13 protein-coding genes are annotated in these 16660 nt (G+C 40.4%); 3 read left to right on the forward strand and 10 right to left on the reverse strand.

What is annotated here, in order from left to right:
* Positions 1-49: 49 nt before the first annotated feature.
* A complete protein-coding gene (locus JGE69_RS16515; RefSeq protein WP_104075559.1) occupies positions 50-1939 on the reverse strand; it encodes a fatty acyl-AMP ligase in 1890 nt (629 codons plus the stop codon).
* Positions 1940-2760: 821 nt separating this feature from the next.
* Positions 2761-3477 carry a LuxR family transcriptional regulator AbaR gene (gene abaR / locus JGE69_RS16520; protein WP_046813537.1) on the reverse strand — a complete coding sequence of 239 codons (717 nt, stop codon included), beginning with the start codon at positions 3475-3477 and terminating at the stop codon, positions 2761-2763.
* Positions 3478-4295: 818 nt separating this feature from the next.
* On the opposite strand from abaR, the gene JGE69_RS16525 reads away from it, so the two are divergent.
* Together JGE69_RS16525 and abaI are read left to right on the forward strand one after the other, a co-directional pair.
* Positions 4296-4712 carry a DUF4902 domain-containing protein gene (locus tag JGE69_RS16525; RefSeq protein WP_199114052.1) on the forward strand — a complete coding sequence of 139 codons (417 nt, stop codon included), beginning with the start codon at positions 4296-4298 and terminating at the stop codon, positions 4710-4712.
* 63 nt (positions 4713-4775) lie between these two features.
* Positions 4776-5342 carry an acyl-homoserine-lactone synthase AbaI gene (gene abaI, locus JGE69_RS16530; protein WP_080759772.1) on the forward strand — a complete coding sequence of 189 codons (567 nt, stop codon included), beginning with the start codon at positions 4776-4778 and terminating at the stop codon, positions 5340-5342.
* An 89-nt stretch (positions 5343-5431) separates the two neighbouring features.
* Here abaI and JGE69_RS16535 read toward each other — a convergent pair whose 3' ends face one another.
* From JGE69_RS16535 to JGE69_RS16565, 7 genes are all read right to left on the reverse strand, one after another.
* A complete protein-coding gene (locus JGE69_RS16535; protein WP_199114051.1) occupies positions 5432-6784 on the reverse strand; it encodes an MFS transporter in 1353 nt (450 codons plus the stop codon).
* A 120-nt stretch (positions 6785-6904) separates the two neighbouring features.
* Complete coding sequence (locus JGE69_RS16540) at positions 6905-7930, reverse strand: enoyl-CoA hydratase/isomerase family protein (RefSeq protein ID WP_086376397.1); 1026 nt, start codon at positions 7928-7930, stop codon at positions 6905-6907.
* Between the two features lie 12 nt (positions 7931-7942).
* Positions 7943-8716, reverse strand: a complete 774-nt coding sequence (locus JGE69_RS16545) for an enoyl-CoA hydratase (protein ID WP_199114050.1) — start codon at positions 8714-8716, stop codon at positions 7943-7945.
* 21 nt (positions 8717-8737) lie between these two features.
* The gene (locus JGE69_RS16550) at positions 8738-9865 is read right to left on the reverse strand and encodes an acyl-CoA dehydrogenase family protein (RefSeq protein ID WP_199114049.1); all 1128 of its coding nucleotides are present in this window, start codon (positions 9863-9865) and stop codon (positions 8738-8740) included.
* 11 nt (positions 9866-9876) lie between these two features.
* On the reverse strand, positions 9877-11526 hold the full coding sequence (locus JGE69_RS16555; RefSeq protein WP_199114048.1) for an AMP-binding protein: 1650 nt from the start codon (positions 11524-11526) through the stop codon (positions 9877-9879).
* 77 nt (positions 11527-11603) lie between these two features.
* Entirely contained in the window at positions 11604-12494 is an 891-nt protein-coding gene (gene mmsB, locus JGE69_RS16560; protein ID WP_017482327.1) for a 3-hydroxyisobutyrate dehydrogenase, read from the reverse strand.
* A gap of 11 nt (positions 12495-12505) precedes the next feature.
* Positions 12506-14023, reverse strand: a complete 1518-nt coding sequence (locus tag JGE69_RS16565; protein ID WP_199114047.1) for a CoA-acylating methylmalonate-semialdehyde dehydrogenase — start codon at positions 14021-14023, stop codon at positions 12506-12508.
* 165 nt (positions 14024-14188) lie between these two features.
* On the opposite strand from JGE69_RS16565, the gene JGE69_RS16570 reads away from it, so the two are divergent.
* Positions 14189-15070, forward strand: a complete 882-nt coding sequence (locus JGE69_RS16570; protein WP_199114046.1) for a LysR family transcriptional regulator — start codon at positions 14189-14191, stop codon at positions 15068-15070.
* Positions 15071-15127: 57 nt separating this feature from the next.
* On the opposite strand, the gene JGE69_RS16575 is transcribed toward JGE69_RS16570, so the two are convergent.
* On the reverse strand, positions 15128-16561 hold the full coding sequence (locus tag JGE69_RS16575) for an amino acid permease (protein WP_009387486.1): 1434 nt from the start codon (positions 16559-16561) through the stop codon (positions 15128-15130).
* Positions 16562-16660 lie beyond the last annotated feature (99 nt).

Genomic DNA, 16660 nt, shown 5'->3' on the forward strand with positions numbered 1-16660 from the left:
TGGAAGTAAGTGACATGAATTTTCACTCAAATGATTAAAGGGTAAGGGTTTAAAACAAAGCACTTTTCAGACGATTAAAAATCAGCTTGCGCACTTCACGTTCCTTGATCATTGAGTTGAGTAGATTGGAGCTATAACGAATCAGCTGCCCCCGCTGCTCACGATCACGGATGACTTCTAAACCGTTTTTGACATAGTTTCGAGCAATCACCGTTCTACGGTTTGGATGGGTTAAACAGACCAATTGACCGCGTTCGATCTGCTCTTTAATTTTTCTTCTTCTAATTTTGCCGCTCGTGGTCTTATTTATTCGGCCTTGATGCAGTAAAAAGACACCTTCTACAGGCAAGCCAATCTCAGCTGTTACTTGCTCCTTAACCTGAGTTCTAATAGCTTCAAAATTGAGAGTCTTATCTAGTGATTTCTTTTTGATCTCAAGTACAACCGTAACACCGTCAGAATCAGCAACATTCACTGCTGCAACACAACCTTTACGAACAGCAGGATGCGCCATTTCAACAGAGCACTCGATATCTTGTGGATAATAGTTCTTGCCACGAATGATAATCACATCCTTAAGACGACCAGTCACATAAAGGTCTCCATCTTTGATAAAGCCCATATCGCCCGTTCTTAAATAATGTATTTGGCTAGGCTGACCCGCGTCATCAATGATAGTCGCCGCAAAAGTTTCCTGATTTACCTCTGGCTTCTGCCAGTAACCTGCTGTCACACTCTCACCCGCCAACCAGATTTCACCGACTTCATGATCAGCTACTTCTTGACGGGTATGCGGATTGACGATGCGGCAATCTATGTGCGCAGATATCTTGCCACAGCTCACCACTTGCACAGCATTCTGGTCTTGACTGCTTTGTACCAAGTGGGCATTTAATTTGTCACGATCAAGTGAAATTGCATTGAGAGGACCGGTTACACCACTGACTAAAAGCGTGACCTCTGCCAAGCCATAGCATGGTAAGAAAGTATCCAGTTTCAATTTCGATTGAGTATTAAACTTCTCCATGAAGCGCTGCATAACGTGAGCTTTGATTGGCTCGGCACCGTTAAACATTACACGAACGCGACTCAGATCAAGCGCTGCAGCATCCTCATCAGAGATACGATGCAAACACAATTCATAGGCAAAGTTTGGTCCACCACTGATCGTGACACCTTTCTCACTAATGAATTGTAGCCATTTTAGTGGTTTACGGATGAAGTCTAATGGTGACATAACATAACAAGTTAGCCCCACATAAACGGTCTGTAAAACTGAGCCAATTAATCCCATGTCATGATAAACAGGAAGCCATGTCAGACCAATATCATCAGGTTGCGTACAAAATGCTTCGGCAATCATGACTTCATTTGCCATAATATTCTTATGGGTAACGATCACCCCTTTAGGCCAACCTGTTGATCCCGAAGTATATTGCAGGAAGCAGATATCTTGTTCTGCAATAAGCGGAAAATCCTTTTCTACCAAATCACGCTGTAATTCAGTATCAACGGCATGCAATATTAGACTTTCATTTTGAGCCTTTAATGTAATCAGACCTGATAGCTCAAGAATCTTTTTTGTTGTGAGTACGATCTTTGGCTCACAGTCATTCATAATATTCAAAATATTAGAAAAACCATTACGATTAAACGGTAAGCTGACTGGTACTGCGATAATTTTGGCTTTCAGACAGGCAAAGAACGATACGATAAAATCTAGGCCAGGTTCAAATAGCAATACTGCACGATCGCCACTGTCTACAAGATTTAGTAGTATCTGAGCTTGGTGTTGAACTCGCTTATTGAGTTCCGCATACGTCAGAGATTGAATACCACCAGATTGACGTCCTAAATACTCGAAAGCGGTCTTAGCTCCATTTAATTTCGCGTGGGATTCCAAAGTTGCAATGATATTATCCGTACACATTACAGCCATAACTTACTCCGATTAATTATAATTAACCCTTAAAAAAAACCTGCTATTTCAGAAATTCAACTTCTAGCTGAGGGTTTAATAAAAATGAATATACTTTTTTGCTTAAAATATAAATTCACATTATATTTTATGTGTGAGTGTTTTTTATTACACCTGTAAGTATTTACAGGTTAGGTAGCTTTTATTTAAAATTAAGAATTTAAATTACTTTTATAATTATTTTTTATTCAGTTATAGACTACAAATTTTTATAATTAATTAAATTTAAAAACTCATCCTGATAGTCTCGATCCAGAGACTCTTAAGCAAAATTTTTGAAGATTTTCTAATCTATAAAACACGTACTTAGTTCGAATTTTTCTTTTATAGGTCCTTAAATTTAGGTTCTTACTTGAGATAACATTTATAATTTCTATGATTAAATTTAATCTAATTCAGAACCATATTCACTCCACCACCCCTTTACATTCAAAGGAAAGAATTGAGTTAATCATATTTAACTAACAATTAAAGAATCAAAATTAGGTATCATCCAAGAGTTATAAAGCTAATTTCTTAAATCTATCAACTTCACTTTAAGATTGTGTAAAAATATTAAAAAATTAAAGGCAGCAGTAATAATATATATTTTAATCACAATAAATATTTTATTCTAAATCAAAATAAAACAACAATTTAAATTTAATTAAACTATAAATCGCTTTAGATAGCTTAAATGAAAATTAAATTATTTATATTTATTAAAATAAATATTATTTTTAACGTTTGGTTTAAAATACAAACAAAATATATTTATTCAATTTCATATTATAATCTTGGTTTTACAAAAGGCCTAGCATTACAGCCCTGATAGCTGCTGATATTTTATTATTTACGTTTAACTTTTGCATTGAGTTACAGAGATGGAAATTTACTGTTCTTTCAGTTACTCCGAGAATCTGGGCAATCTCAGCTGACGTTTTACCCTCAGCTGTCCAACGTAGCACCTCCTTTTCACGGTTTGTTAAATAAAGATTAAACTGAGAGAACTCGACATCATTCACAATTTTAGCAATGCTGGAATGTACTATTTGGGTCAACCAGTACATATTTGTATACTGTGCCTTTTGCTCTTTCTCTGACAATTGGTCACTGGATCTTGCGAGTGTTAACATTCCTCTGGTCCCAATAAAATCACGGCTTGACTGAGCCCAACCCACATTAAGGCCATAAGAACGTGCCTCCTCCCAGAAATCTTTTTCTTCTTGTGTCTTTGCAGATTGGCTCGACCAGACAAGAGGTTGAAGTGATACCATACAATGCTGCACAGTTGGGTCAACCTTGACATACTGTTGTTCTACATAACGCTTTTGCCATGCTTCTGGATAATTATTCAACATAATCGTTTTTGGTTCAGCAATGGATAATGGCGACTGCATACCATAAGCACAATAATCAAAGCCAAGCTTTGAAGCTGTAGATTTAACGATCTCAAATAACTGGTATTCATCTTGTACGACCAGAAATGCTGATAATAAATCCTCTTGCCAACTGTCCATTTGCTCTCATTAGACTCCGACCAAAAATCATTTTTTGTTCATTTACATTTTATAAATCCAAGCGATCAAATTGAAGTATAGGCCTTGTCTTTTACCCTTATTTCAATAAAGCGATCCGAGAATCTAAAAGATTTTTAGGTTGCTAAGATATTTCACCACCTATTCCTCTTTTATTGATTTCTCAATTATAGATTTTGAATTCATCATTCAATTAACAACACTTTTAAGCCTAAATGGTTGTAAATTATTCAGATAAACTAAATTTCTGAAAGCTTTTAAATTTGTTATATGTCAGGTGCAAATTATGCTTGAAAAAAAATTTTTACAGGATGCATTTTATTCCAAAAAATAATTATTTTTAAATTGATAAAATTAGCCTAGCATTTACTCCTGATATTATATTTTTTGTTAATTTAATTAAATAATAACTTCCCACAACAACGAAGTTATGTAATTTTACCATTTATTATATATACAAACTAAAAAAATCCACAATAATTCAAAAAATCAAATAATTAGATTATAATTTGTATTATCAACAATTATCCATTCAATAATGAGAACAAGTGCACTATATAAATTTCATGATCGGTTGTGCTATTTATTAACTTTCAAGAAGTTATTTCTCACCAAAAATCTAAATTCATTTTATTATCATATAAGTAAATCTTAATATCCCAATATCTCTCTAATAAGATCAGCTTAACGATGTTGGTCATAAAATTGCCTTCAACCTGTTAAACATAACAGTATTTTATTGGCAATAATTTATGTTATTTATCCATTGAACCCCAATTCAAGTCACTTGAACAGGTAGCATGGTCACCATCCCCCCTCATTTCTCAATATCAGCAGATGGTTTTATTCGAATGAATGAGAACCAGCTTATGAACTATCCACTCCAACACCTCATATCTATTGTTGAATCAACACAAATTGAAGATTCTCAAATTCTCTATTATGGTTTTACTGAATGGGTAACATCACTGACCCCAGCTTTAAGTACGGGATGGGATTGGGAATTTATTGAGTACAATGGCATCACGAGTATAAACAGAATTGGACTGCCTCGAAGCAATATTATGCTTGTAGATGCATCTGGTACAGATATTGGATTTGAAGTTACTGAAACACTAATTGAAAAGAAAATCGATACTTTGTTCTGGGAACAGTTCATTTATGCCCAAATCAATACAACCCAAACAATGGCTAAATTAACTCCATATTTCTCTTAGAAACCTGTAAATTCTTACAGTTACCGCTTCCCCACCTGTTAAGTAAAGTCACTTGAAAAATAAGTGGAAGCACTTGTAATGAATGTTATTGCTGGATTTCAAAATAATTTTTCAGAAGGCCTATATACTAAATTTAAAAATTACCGCTATAGGGTATTTGTTGAATATTTAGGTTGGGAGTTGAACTGTCCTAATAATGAAGAACTAGATCAGTTTGACAAAATCGATACCGCCTATGTCGTCGCTCAAGATAGAGAATCTAATATTATTGGTTGTGCCAGATTACTACCGACTACTCAACCTTATTTACTTGGTGAGATATTTCCTCAATTACTTAATGGAATGCCTATTCCTTGCTCACCAGAAATTTGGGAGTTATCAAGATTCTCAGCCGTAGATTTCTCGAATCCGCCATCTTCAGCTAGTCAAGCTGTGTCATCGCCCGTCTCTATTGCAATTCTGCAAGAATCTATCAACTTTGCAAGAGAACAAGGTGCAAAACAACTGATTACCACCTCTCCTCTGGGGGTAGAACGGTTATTACGTGCTGCGGGTTTTCGTGCTCATCGTGCAGGCCCACCCATGGTTATTGATGGATATGCGATGTTTGCCTGCTTGATTGATGTTTAATTTCTTATTTGGGACTCATACCTATTTTGGCATGAGTCCCAATTTTTATATAGTCAGGTAGCAATACGACTAAGAAACATTAATACCTATTAATCAATTTTGGTTTTTAAATTTAAATTCGACTTTTTATAATAAGTTTCATCCTTTTTAGCACTCCAATCGCGCGGCATAAAAGACGTCGATATAATTGCGACTACAGCCATACTTCCAATATAAAACATAATTAGATATGGATTACCCTGCCCGACACTCAACAATTTAGTAGCAATCATCGGTGCCAAACCACCACCTAATACGCCAGCTAACTGTACCGAAATCGAGATACCACTATAACGAATTTCCGCAGGAAATTGACGTGCAAAAAGCTGAGCTTGCGGCGCATACATAATTGGAAACACAACGCCAATTGCTAAAACAATTGCTGTCCACACTAATACCGGATCTTTTGTATTGAGCATGGTAAAAAATGGATAGCAGTAAAGCGCCAATATGCATAGGCCAAACATAAACATATTGCGTTGACCGACTTTATCTGACAAATGCCCACATAACGGTGTCATAAATAGAATGACTATTGCACCGCAAATGGTAGCAAACAAAATGTCTTGGCGTGCGATCCCAAGTTGTGCAGTGCTATAAGCCAATGTAAAAGTTGAAGCAATGTAAAACCATGCGTTCTCCGCAGCACGCGCTAAAATAATGGTGATGAGTTGCTTTGGATGGTTTTTAAAAACCTGTAAAGCAGGAACTTTGACTTCTTCAGACTGTTGTTTTACTTTTTCGAAATCTGGTGACTCTGGCACTTTTACACGAATATACCAACCTACTGCCAGTAAAATAATACTGGCAAGAAATGGTAAACGCCAACCCCAGCTAAACAGCGCTTCTTCAGGTAATAACGACACCAGACCCAACGCGATTGAGGCTAGCATTAAGCCACCACCTGTACTGGCTTGAGGCAAGCTTCCCCAGAATCCTTTACCGCCTTCTGGTGCATGTTCAACGGCCATGAGCACAGCACCGCCCCATTCACCGCCCATTGCCATACCTTGAATGAATCGCAAGACAACCAAACCAATCGCAGCCCAATATCCAATTGATTCATAAGTCGGTAATAAGCCAATAAGTACGGTTGGGATCCCCATGAGCATCAAGGTCAGTAGCAACATCGATTTACGGCCAATCTTGTCACCAAAGTGACCAAAGACCAGGCCTCCTAATGGTCGCCCAATAAATCCAACGGCATAGGTTGCAAATGCAGCAAGCACGCCGGTAAGTGCGTCTAGATTTGGGAAAAATAGCTTATTAAAAATGAGCGCTGCTGCCGCACCGTAAATAAAAAAGTCATACCACTCAATGGTGGTGCCGACCATGCTAGAGATGCCTGCTAATCGATGTGACGACTTTTTAGTATTTGAACCGTTTCCATGTATTGATTGCATCGTAATATCCTTTTTAGATTTTCTTGTTTTATCTTTTTTATGCTTATGACCAGCCCTGACCATAAGCATGTTCAGGTCTCGCTTTATCTCCTTAAACTTTTTATGTTTTTGTAATTCGGTTTAGCTCAATTTTTCTAAAATTGGCTCAAATCTCGAATTACGTTCTTGCCACTGTGGTTGTTTGTCTTTATCGACAATGAGAGCACGAACACCTTCAATAAAGTCACCATGCTCAAACCAGATATCTTGTAAATCACGTTCAAGCTGCATGCACTGAGGTAAGGAGAGACCTCGACCTAAATGTTGCAGTTTTAAACTGGTTTGTTTGGCAATAAATGAGCGCTGCTGCAAAATGCTGAGCATCTTACTTGCCCAAGTTTTTAAGCTTTCATCTTGTTCATTTTCAAGACTTTGCTCGATTTCATCTAAATGCTGATATCCAAAGTGTTTACGAATACCTTCAGCCAATTGTTTTAATTCGCTTTCGGCAGGGCGAGTAATAAATCGGGTAATGATGCGTTCAATTCCCTCTTTGCTTAAACTTGGCGCTTCAACAAGAGCATCTTGCAACGCTTGTAACTGCTCGCTTGGCACATGGTAGTCAATTAAATCGAGATAGAGTGCATCGCTACTGCTGATCTGCTCACCCGTAATTGCCATATAAACGCCAATATCATCAAGGCGAGACAGGAAGTGTGTTGCCCCAACATCTGGGAAAAAACCAATCGCTGTTTCAGGCATGGCAAATCTGGACTTTTCGCTGCTCACCACAATGTGACAAGCCTGAGCCAAGCCAAAACCGCCACCTAATACATAGCCATCAAGCACAACAATGATTGGCTTTTCATATTCACGCAGTATATTTAGCATTTTATATTCGGCGCTAAAGTAGCCTTTGTAGTCGGCCGTGCCATTTTTATAACTGTCATAGAGATAGCGGATATCTCCACCTGCACAGAAGGCTTTTGGACTATTTGATTTGATTAAAACTGCTTGAACAGCAGCATCATTTCGCCACAGTTCCAATTGGGCACCAATACTTTTAATCATATCTAGCGACAATGCGTTGAGATGAGTCACTCGATCTAAGGTAATAATGCCCAACTTACCTTGTTGCTCAATCATTAAGTGATTTTCTGTATTCATTTTATTGATCTCTTATTGATTTTTAAAATTTGCCTTTCGTTTTTCAACAAAAGCCTGCATTCCTTCTTTTTGGTCAAATGTTGCAAATATTGAATGGAACATGCGTCTTTCAAAACGTAAGCCTTCAGTCAGATTCACTTCAAAAGCACGGTTAATGGTTTCTTTGAGCATCATGTTTGCAGTTAAAGAGCGTGCCGCAATTTTTTCAGCGGCTTGTATGGTTTGTTCAAGTAATTCTTCTTTAGTAAACACACGTGCAACTAAACCACTTTGTTCTGCTTCTACAGCGCCCATTTGACGAGCAGTAAGGCACATTTCCATTGCTTTGGCTTTACCAATCGCATGGGTTAAGCGTTGTGTGCCACCAATACCTGGAATCACACCTAAAGTGACTTCGGGTAAACCAAACTTGGCGTTATCAGCACAATAAATAAAGTCACACATCAGCGCTAACTCACAGCCACCACCCAATGCATAGCCGCTGACCGCAGCGATTAGAGGTTTACGGCGCTGCGCAATACGGTCTGCAAGATGAAAAAAATCATCTAAATAAATATCGGGAAATGCCAAATCAGCCATTTCTTTAATGTCAGCTCCTGCGGCAAAAGCTTTTTCTGAGCCTGCCAATACGATGCAGCCAATTTCACGGTCTTTTTCAAGCTGATCTAATGCCTGATTAATTTCACTAATTAATTCACTGTTTAAGGCATTGAGCGCTTGAGGGCGATTTAATGTAATCAGTCCAACCCCATTACGCTTTTCTAATAAAATACTTTGCCACTGCATTACTTATTCCTTGTTCTGATTTTATAGACTACGTGCAATCACTAAACGTTGGATATCACTCGTGCCTTCGTAAATTTGGCAGATACGGGCATCACGATAGATACGTTCAATTGGGAAGTCTCTGAGATAACCATAGCCACCAAACACCTGTAGTGCTCTCGAACACACGCGTTCAGTCATTTCTGAAGCAAATAACTTGGCCATTGAGGCTTCATTGAGACATGGTTGACCTGCTTCTTTTAAACGCGCAGCGTAGTGAACCAGTTGTCTCGCTGCTTCGATTTCTGTTGCCATGCTAGCAAGGCGAAACGCGATAGTTTGATGCTCGAAAATTGGTTTTCCAAAAGTAATACGCTCTTTGGCATAACGAGTTGCTTCTTCGAGTGCCGCACGTGCTAGACCGACTGCTTGTGCAGCAATACCAATACGCCCACCTTCTAAATTGGCCAGAGCGATTTTTAAGCCTTCGCCTTCTTTGCCCAGCATGAGGCTTTTGTGAATGCGTACATCTGTTAAAGCAATCTGACACGTATCTGAAGCATGTAGACCTAGTTTTTCTTCAACACGAATCACTTCATAACCTGGAGTTTCGCGTGGAACTAAAAAGGCACTAATGCCCTTTTTACCTGCGCTCGGGTCGGTCACGGCAAACACAATAATGACACCAGCATTATCACCAGAGGTAATAAACTGCTTGGCACCATTTAAGATGTAATCGTCACCATCTTTCACTGCTCGGGTTTTTATGGCTCCCGCATCTGATCCAGTATGTGGTTCAGTTAAAGCAAAAGCGCCGATCATTTCACCTTGCGCCAGAGGTTTTAAAAAGCGCTCTTTTTGCTCGTCGGTACCAAACTTTAAAATAGGCACACAACCAACCGAGTTATGTACGCTCATAATGGTCGAGGTTGCGCCATCTGCTGCCGCAACTTCTTCAAGAGCCAGTACATAGGCTAAGTTACCTGTGTCTGAACCGCCCCATTGCTCTGAAACAAGCATACCCATAAAACCGAGTTGCCCCATTTGAGCCAAGGTTTCTTTCGGGAATGTCCCATCTCGGTCCCAATCGCTGGCATTAGGCTTAATTTGTTCTTGGGCGAAACTTTTCGCCATATCACGAATGAGTAATTGTTCTTCGGTAAATTGCATTATTATTTCCTTTACCCTGCTTTAGCTTGTTGTTTAGCAATTTCTTGATTACGCAATAAAAAGCGCTGAATTTTGCCACTTGGAGTTTTAGGTAATTCACTCACAAATTCAACTAAACGTGGGTAAGCATGTGCAGAAAGTCGTTTTTTTACAAATTGACTGAGTTGTTCAGCAAGTGTATCGGAAGGTTGAGCATCCGCAGCTAAAATTACGAAGGCCTTAACCACTTCAGTACGGTCCGGATCAGGCACACCAATCACTGCTGCTTCAATCACTGCATCATGTTCGAGTAGTGCGCTTTCTACATCGAAAGGCCCAATACGATAGCCCGATGTAGTGATTACATCATCACTACGACCAACAAAGCTCATGCTGCCATCGGCATGAAGCTCGGCAGTGTCGCCAGTTAAATAGTAATGACCAACGAAAGGCGATTTTCGGCTTTCTTTATAGCCACCAAACCACATCATTGGAGACTGGCTAATATCGACCGCTAAAATTCCCGGTGTGTCTGGCGGAAGTTCTTCACCTTGTTCATTGACAATCGCAACGCGATAGCCCGGACTTGAGAAACCTGCTGAACCAGCATGAATTTCATGTTTTAAACCATGATGATTACACACCACCATGCCCACTTCAGTTTGCCCATAATGGTCATAAATTGGAGCATCAAGCACTTGTTTAAACCAGCGAATCACTTCTGGATTCAACGGCTCTCCTGCACTGCTCACTACACGGAACTGCCCTTTTAAGGGCGCCATTTGTGCTGGATCAGCTGCCATCATCATACGGTAAGCCGTTGGTGCACCTGCCAAATTATTAACTTTATAATCTTTCACAATTTGGCATAGGCTATCTGTGCTGAAACCACCCTCATAGAACAAAGTAGCGTGACCCAAGAATAACGGCCCAGTAATCGCATAGTAGAGACCATACGCCCAGCCCGGATCAGCAATATTCCAAAACGAATCTTCTTCGGTTAAACCAATGGCATCTTGCATATATCGACCAAAGGCAATCAATGCTTTTAAAGGCACTTCCAATGGTTTAGCAGGACCTGTAGTGCCTGAAGTAAACATGAGCAAGAAAGGATCTTGAATGCTACGCATAACCAGATCGCATTGATCAGACTGCTGTTTCACTTCATTCCAAAAATTAAAATCACCTGCTTTAAGCGGAGTACCTTGTGCGTCGGCCACCGTCACAATTGCAGGGCAATTTTCAATTTCATCAAGCTTGCTACGGTTGCCCATATCGGTCACCACTAGCTTACTTTGTGCAAGCTGAATACGGTGCTCAATCGCTTTTGGGCCAAATGCAGTAAATAGTGGTTGATAGACAGCACCAATTCGCCAAGCTGCAAAAATAGTCACGATCAATTCAGGTGTTCTTGGTAATAGACCTGAAATACGGTCGCCTGCTTTCACACCTTGTGATTTTAAAAAGTTAGCAAACTGACTCGACCACTCTTTTAATTCACGGAAGGTATATTGCTCTTTTCGCCCGTCTTTTCCTTGCCAATACAGCGCAATTTTGTCGCCATCTACGTGTCGATCACAGCATTCATAACAAGCATTTAAGGCATCAAGTGAACCTGATAACATCTGTTTTGCAGTGCTTTCTAAATCGAAAGTCTGTGCAGCATTTTGATAATCCATCATATCTTTTCCCTCAGTCCGGATTTGTTGTTATTCACGACAGGGTTTAATGTGTTTAAAGCCATCCTTTGGCTTTACCGTTATGCCTCTTGTGGCAGGTATTGCTGAATAATGCTCGAAAAATCGAGATTGGCATTACCGCGCATGCACATTTGCTGATACAGCTGTTGCACCATGCCACCTAATACAACTGGTTGTTTGACCTGGCCTGCCGCTTCTACTGCAAGACCCAGATCTTTTAGCATCAGCTGAGTTGCAAAGCCGTCTTGATAGCCTCGAGATGCTGGGGCATTTTCATTAATATGCGGCCATGGGTTACACACATCTGAGCTCCAGCAACGACCGCTTGAGGTGTTAATGACGCCGGCCAATGCTTGTGGGTCGATGCCGAGTTTCACACCAAGTGCCATACCTTCGGCCACCGCTGCCATTGAAATACCCAAAATCAGGTTATTGCAGATTTTGGCAATTTGGCCTGCTCCAACATCACCACAATGAACTATGTTTTTGCCCATGTGGCTAAGCACAGGTTTTACTTCATTAAAGGTTTGATCATCGGCACCCACCATAAAGGTTAAGGTTCCTGCTTGAGCACCAATGGTTCCACCAGAGACGGGTGCATCGCAGATTTTAATATTTTTGCTATGTGCAACAGTAGCAATGTCTTTAATGGTTTGTGGGTCAATGGTACTGCTATCAATGCATAAGCTACCTGCTTTTAGCACTTCCAAGACACCATTTTCACCCAAGTAAACTTCCTTAACATGCTTTGCCGCAGGCAACATGCTAAGGACCACATCAGCTTTTTTTGCTGCTGCCTGCGGGCTGTCGCAGACCACACCACCTGCCTCGGCGAAGTGCTGAATAGCAACTTCACTGAGGTCATAACCATAAACTTTGATTCCGGCTTTTAGTAGGTTATGGGCCATTCTGCCGCCCATATTGCCTAGACCGATAAAGGCGATATTCATCCGTGATCCCCTTAACGTAAACTAATGGTTGTATTTACACCGCCAACTTCATGGCTATCTTCAAACCAACGACTGGTAATAGTTTTAGTTTGGGTATAGAACTGCACAGCCTGTTTGCCGTATGGTCCCAAATCACCCAGTTTTGAACCTCTTGAACCCGTAAAGCTAAAGAAAGGGACTGGCACAGGAATTGGAATATTGATACCAACTTGACCAATATCAATTAAGTTTTGGAAAGTACGTGCAATCGCACCGCTTTGTGTGAATAGACCTACACCGTTACCAAATGGGTTGGCGTTGATCAAAGCAATCGCTTCATCAAGTGTATCGACACAAATAATAGAAAGCACTGGACCAAAGATTTCTTCTTTATAAATACGCATGTCGGTATTTACGCCACTAAAAATCGTCGCGCCGACAAAGTTGCCCGATTCATAGCCTTGTACTTGAACATCACGACCATCAAGCAAAAGTTCTGCACCTTGCTCAACACCGCTATTAATTAAGTCGAGTACTCGCGCTTTAGCACGTTTTGAAATCACTGGTCCAATGTCAGTATTTGGCTCATGGCCTGCATTTACTTTTAAAGTCTTCGCTTTTTCGACTAGCTCTTGAATCCACTGTTTACTTTCACCCACCATGACTGCAACCGACAATGCCATACAGCGTTGCCCCGCCGCACCAAACGCTGCACCGACTAAAGCATTTAATGTTTGTTCTTTATTGGCATCTGGCATCACAACCACATGGTTTTTTGCACCCATCATCGACTGCACGCGTTTACCATGTTGCCCTGCAAGGTTATAAACATGAGTGCCAACCGCAGTTGAGCCTACAAATGAAATCGCTTTAATGTCTTTATGAGTACACAAGCGATCAACCACTTCTTTACCACCATGCACAACGTTGAGCACACCTGCTGGAATACCTGCTTGAATCGCAAGTTCAACCAGCATCATGGTTGATAATGGATCTTGTTCTGATGGTTTTAAAACAAAGGTATTGCCGCATACGATTGCCATTGGGAACATCCAAAGCGGAATCATGGCAGGGAAGTTAAACGGCGTAATACCCGCACAAACACCCAAAGGTTGCTGCAATGTGTAAGTGTCTACACCACGTGCTACACCTTCAACATATTCTCCCATTTGCAAAGTGCCGATCGAACACGCATGTTCCACTACTTCTAGACCACGTTGAATGTCGCCTTCAGCATCTGCCAACGTTTTACCCTGTTCAGCCGTTAGTACTTGTGCAATTTCCTTCATATTGGCACGGATTAAGTCTTGTAACTTAAGCATAATGCGCATACGTGCCTGAATTGGCGTTTGACGCCAAGAAGCAAAAGCATCTTGTGCAGCTTGAATAGCAGCGTCGACCTCTTCAACCGTTGCAAAAGGCACGCGGCCAATCACTTCCTGAGTTGCAGGGTTAATAATATCTTGCCATTCTTGGGTTTTAGATTCGATAAACTGTCCGTTAATAAGTAATTTAGCGGTTTCCAATTCGATTTTTTGGATTGTGTTCATAACCTCTCCGTAGGCCATATTTTTATTGTGTTCAATTATTAGAAAATACTTATCTATGTATTTTCTTTATTCCAGTTTCAATTGAGACTAGCAAAGAAAACTTTGACCACCAACGGAAATTCATGCACGATTGTTGTGCAAATATGCACAAGGATGACAACAAAAATGAAAGTGGATTGGGATCATCTACATTTTTTTCTGGTTTTAGCTCGAACTAAAACTTTGACCAATGCTGCGCGGATTATTGGTGTCGAGCACAGTACGGTTGCAAGACGGATTCAGGCCCTAGAACTTGCTTTGGGTACAACGCTGTTTAAGCGTGAAGCGACGGGTTATGAGCTGACACTCGAAGGGATGGCACTGGTTCCTCGAGTTGAGCAAATGGAACAAGCTTTCTTACAAATTGAAAAACCACACCAACCCTTGCAAGGTCGTGTGCGAATTGGCACACCTGAAGGTTTTGGTACTGCGTTTTTAGCCCGCTTACTGGCTGAGTTCTCGATTCAATACCCACTGCTCACCATCGACCTAATTCCAGTGCCAAAAATGATTAAGCTTTCACACCGTGAGGCAGATATTGTTGTGTCAATTGATCGTCCTACGTCTGGCCCTTACATCATTACGCGATTATCAGATTATTGTTTAAAAATTTATGGTAGCAAAAACTATCTGGCCCAAAACCCGCCTATTCGAGCCTTAGAAGATTTAACCCAACATCGCTTTGTGAACTATATTGATGATCTGGTGTATAGCCCCGAGTTGTATTGTCTAGAACGTTTACCTTTAAAGCTGAATGCTAACTTTCGTAGCAGCAGTATTTTGGCCCAACAAATTGCGGTGATTGCTGGCGCAGGACTTGCGATTTTGCCCAAGTTTTTGGCAGATGATAAGCCTGAGCTTGAAGAGGTGTTAGAACAACAAGTTCGTTTTACCCATACGTTTTGGATGCTGACTTTTGTTGATTTACAACATGAACCGCGCATTAAATTGGTTTGGGATTATCTACGCAAACAAGCTGACAAATATCAGCATTTGTTGGTTGATTAGAGAATATAAATAAAAAAGCCAATCACGGATGATTGGCTTTTTTGAAATTAGCAATAATTAATCAAAAGTTTCTTGGCCTAGTTTTTTCATGCGTGGTTTATAAAACACATGATAGCTAACGCCTAAAACAACTAGCCACAATGGACTCACGTATACCGCTTTTAATGTATCTGGCTCTAGTGCCAAAATCACTAAAGTGAACAAGAAGAATGCAATGACAACATATGCCATCAACACCCCACCTGGCATTTTAAAGGTTGATTTAGCATGTAACTCTGGACTTAACTTACGGTAACGTAAATAGCATGCCATGATCAAAAGCCATACACTAATAAAGAGAATCACACAGAGTGAACTTGCCAAAGTAAATGCTTCCATCGTGTTTGGAACAAAGTACTGAAGCACTGCCCCACCCATAATGAAAATACATGAGAAGATTAAACCATTTGAAGGTACGGCACGTTTTGATAAACGCCCCAAAGCACTTGGCGCCTGACCATCTTTCGATAAACCGAACAGCATACGACTGGTTGAAAACACACCGCTGTTCATTGAAGACATCACTGAAGACAGTACGACCAAGTTCATGATGATGGCTGAAATCGGAATACCTGCATTTAAGAACAACTCAACAAATGGACTTTTATCTGCACGAATGTGATCCCAAGGTGTTACTGACATCACCACAAAGAGTGCCAATACATAGAATAAAATAATACGTACAGGAATCGCGTTAATTGCCTTTGGTAGATTTTTCTCTGGATCTTTCGTTTCAGCAGCAGTTGTACCAATCAATTCAACACCAATGAAAGCAAACACGGCAATCTGGAAACCTGCCAAAAATCCGCTTACGCCTTTTGGAAATATGCCGCCATGCGACCACACATTACTTACACTCACAACCTCACCATGCGGAGCTTGAAAATGAGTGAGGAGCATGTAACCACCGACTCCAATCAGGCCAATAATGGCCAAAATCTTAATGAGTGCGAACCAGAATTCAACTTCACCAAATAGCTTAACGGTAAGAAGGTTAAGCCCTAAAATGAATAGTACACAGCCTGAACTAATCATGGCTTGTTGCATGGGTGAGAAACTGGCGCCTTCGGGCAGCCAGAAACTTAAATAGTTAATGACCGCAGACAAATCAGCAATACCGACCAATACCCAGCCTAACCAATAGGTCCAGCCGATATAGTAGCCAGCCCATGGTCCGATCAAATCATAAGCCATATCGACAAATGATTTGTAATGTAAGTTGGCAAGCAGTAGTTCACCCAATGCACGCATCAGAAAAAAGAACATACCACCAATTATCATGTAGATAACGAGGATTGAAGGACCTGCGAGGGAGATGGTTTTGCCCGAGCCCATAAATAAGCCGGTTCCAATTGCACCGCCAATTGCAATCATTTGTAGATGGCGATTATTTAATTTCCGTTGTAAATGATCAGGGGAGCTTGCCTCATCAGAATGATGAACCATTGTCATATTAGAAGTCCTTTTTATATTTTGCTTAACTTAAATCAGCAACCTATAGGGAGAAAAACGAACCGTATATCGTGGGTTGCTGAGTCTATACCTCAGGAC

It is taken from the genome of Acinetobacter sp. C13 (assembly GCF_016809775.1).
Classification (GTDB): Bacteria; Pseudomonadota; Gammaproteobacteria; order Pseudomonadales; family Moraxellaceae; genus Acinetobacter; species Acinetobacter pittii.

Excerpts from the sequence above, each read along its gene's own strand:
- JGE69_RS16565 (WP_199114047.1), bottom strand. The coding sequence starts at position 14,023 with ATGAACACAATCCAAAAAATCGAATTGGAAACCGCTAAATTACTTATT.
- JGE69_RS16545 (WP_199114050.1), bottom strand. The coding sequence starts at position 8,716 with ATGCAGTGGCAAAGTATTTTATTAGAAAAGCGTAATGGGGTTGGACTG.
- JGE69_RS16525 (WP_199114052.1), top strand. The coding sequence starts at position 4,296 with ATGGTCACCATCCCCCCTCATTTCTCAATATCAGCAGATGGTTTTATT.
- JGE69_RS16540 (WP_086376397.1), bottom strand. The coding sequence starts at position 7,930 with ATGAATACAGAAAATCACTTAATGATTGAGCAACAAGGTAAGTTGGGC.
- JGE69_RS16555 (WP_199114048.1), bottom strand. The coding sequence starts at position 11,526 with ATGATGGATTATCAAAATGCTGCACAGACTTTCGATTTAGAAAGCACT.
- JGE69_RS16535 (WP_199114051.1), bottom strand. The coding sequence starts at position 6,784 with ATGCAATCAATACATGGAAACGGTTCAAATACTAAAAAGTCGTCACAT.
- abaR (WP_046813537.1), bottom strand. The coding sequence starts at position 3,477 with ATGGACAGTTGGCAAGAGGATTTATTATCAGCATTTCTGGTCGTACAA.
- JGE69_RS16550 (WP_199114049.1), bottom strand. The coding sequence starts at position 9,865 with ATGCAATTTACCGAAGAACAATTACTCATTCGTGATATGGCGAAAAGT.
- JGE69_RS16575 (WP_009387486.1), bottom strand. The coding sequence starts at position 16,561 with ATGACAATGGTTCATCATTCTGATGAGGCAAGCTCCCCTGATCATTTA.
- JGE69_RS16515 (WP_104075559.1), bottom strand. The coding sequence starts at position 1,939 with ATGGCTGTAATGTGTACGGATAATATCATTGCAACTTTGGAATCCCAC.
- mmsB (WP_017482327.1), bottom strand. The coding sequence starts at position 12,494 with ATGAATATCGCCTTTATCGGTCTAGGCAATATGGGCGGCAGAATGGCC.
- JGE69_RS16570 (WP_199114046.1), top strand. The coding sequence starts at position 14,189 with ATGAAAGTGGATTGGGATCATCTACATTTTTTTCTGGTTTTAGCTCGA.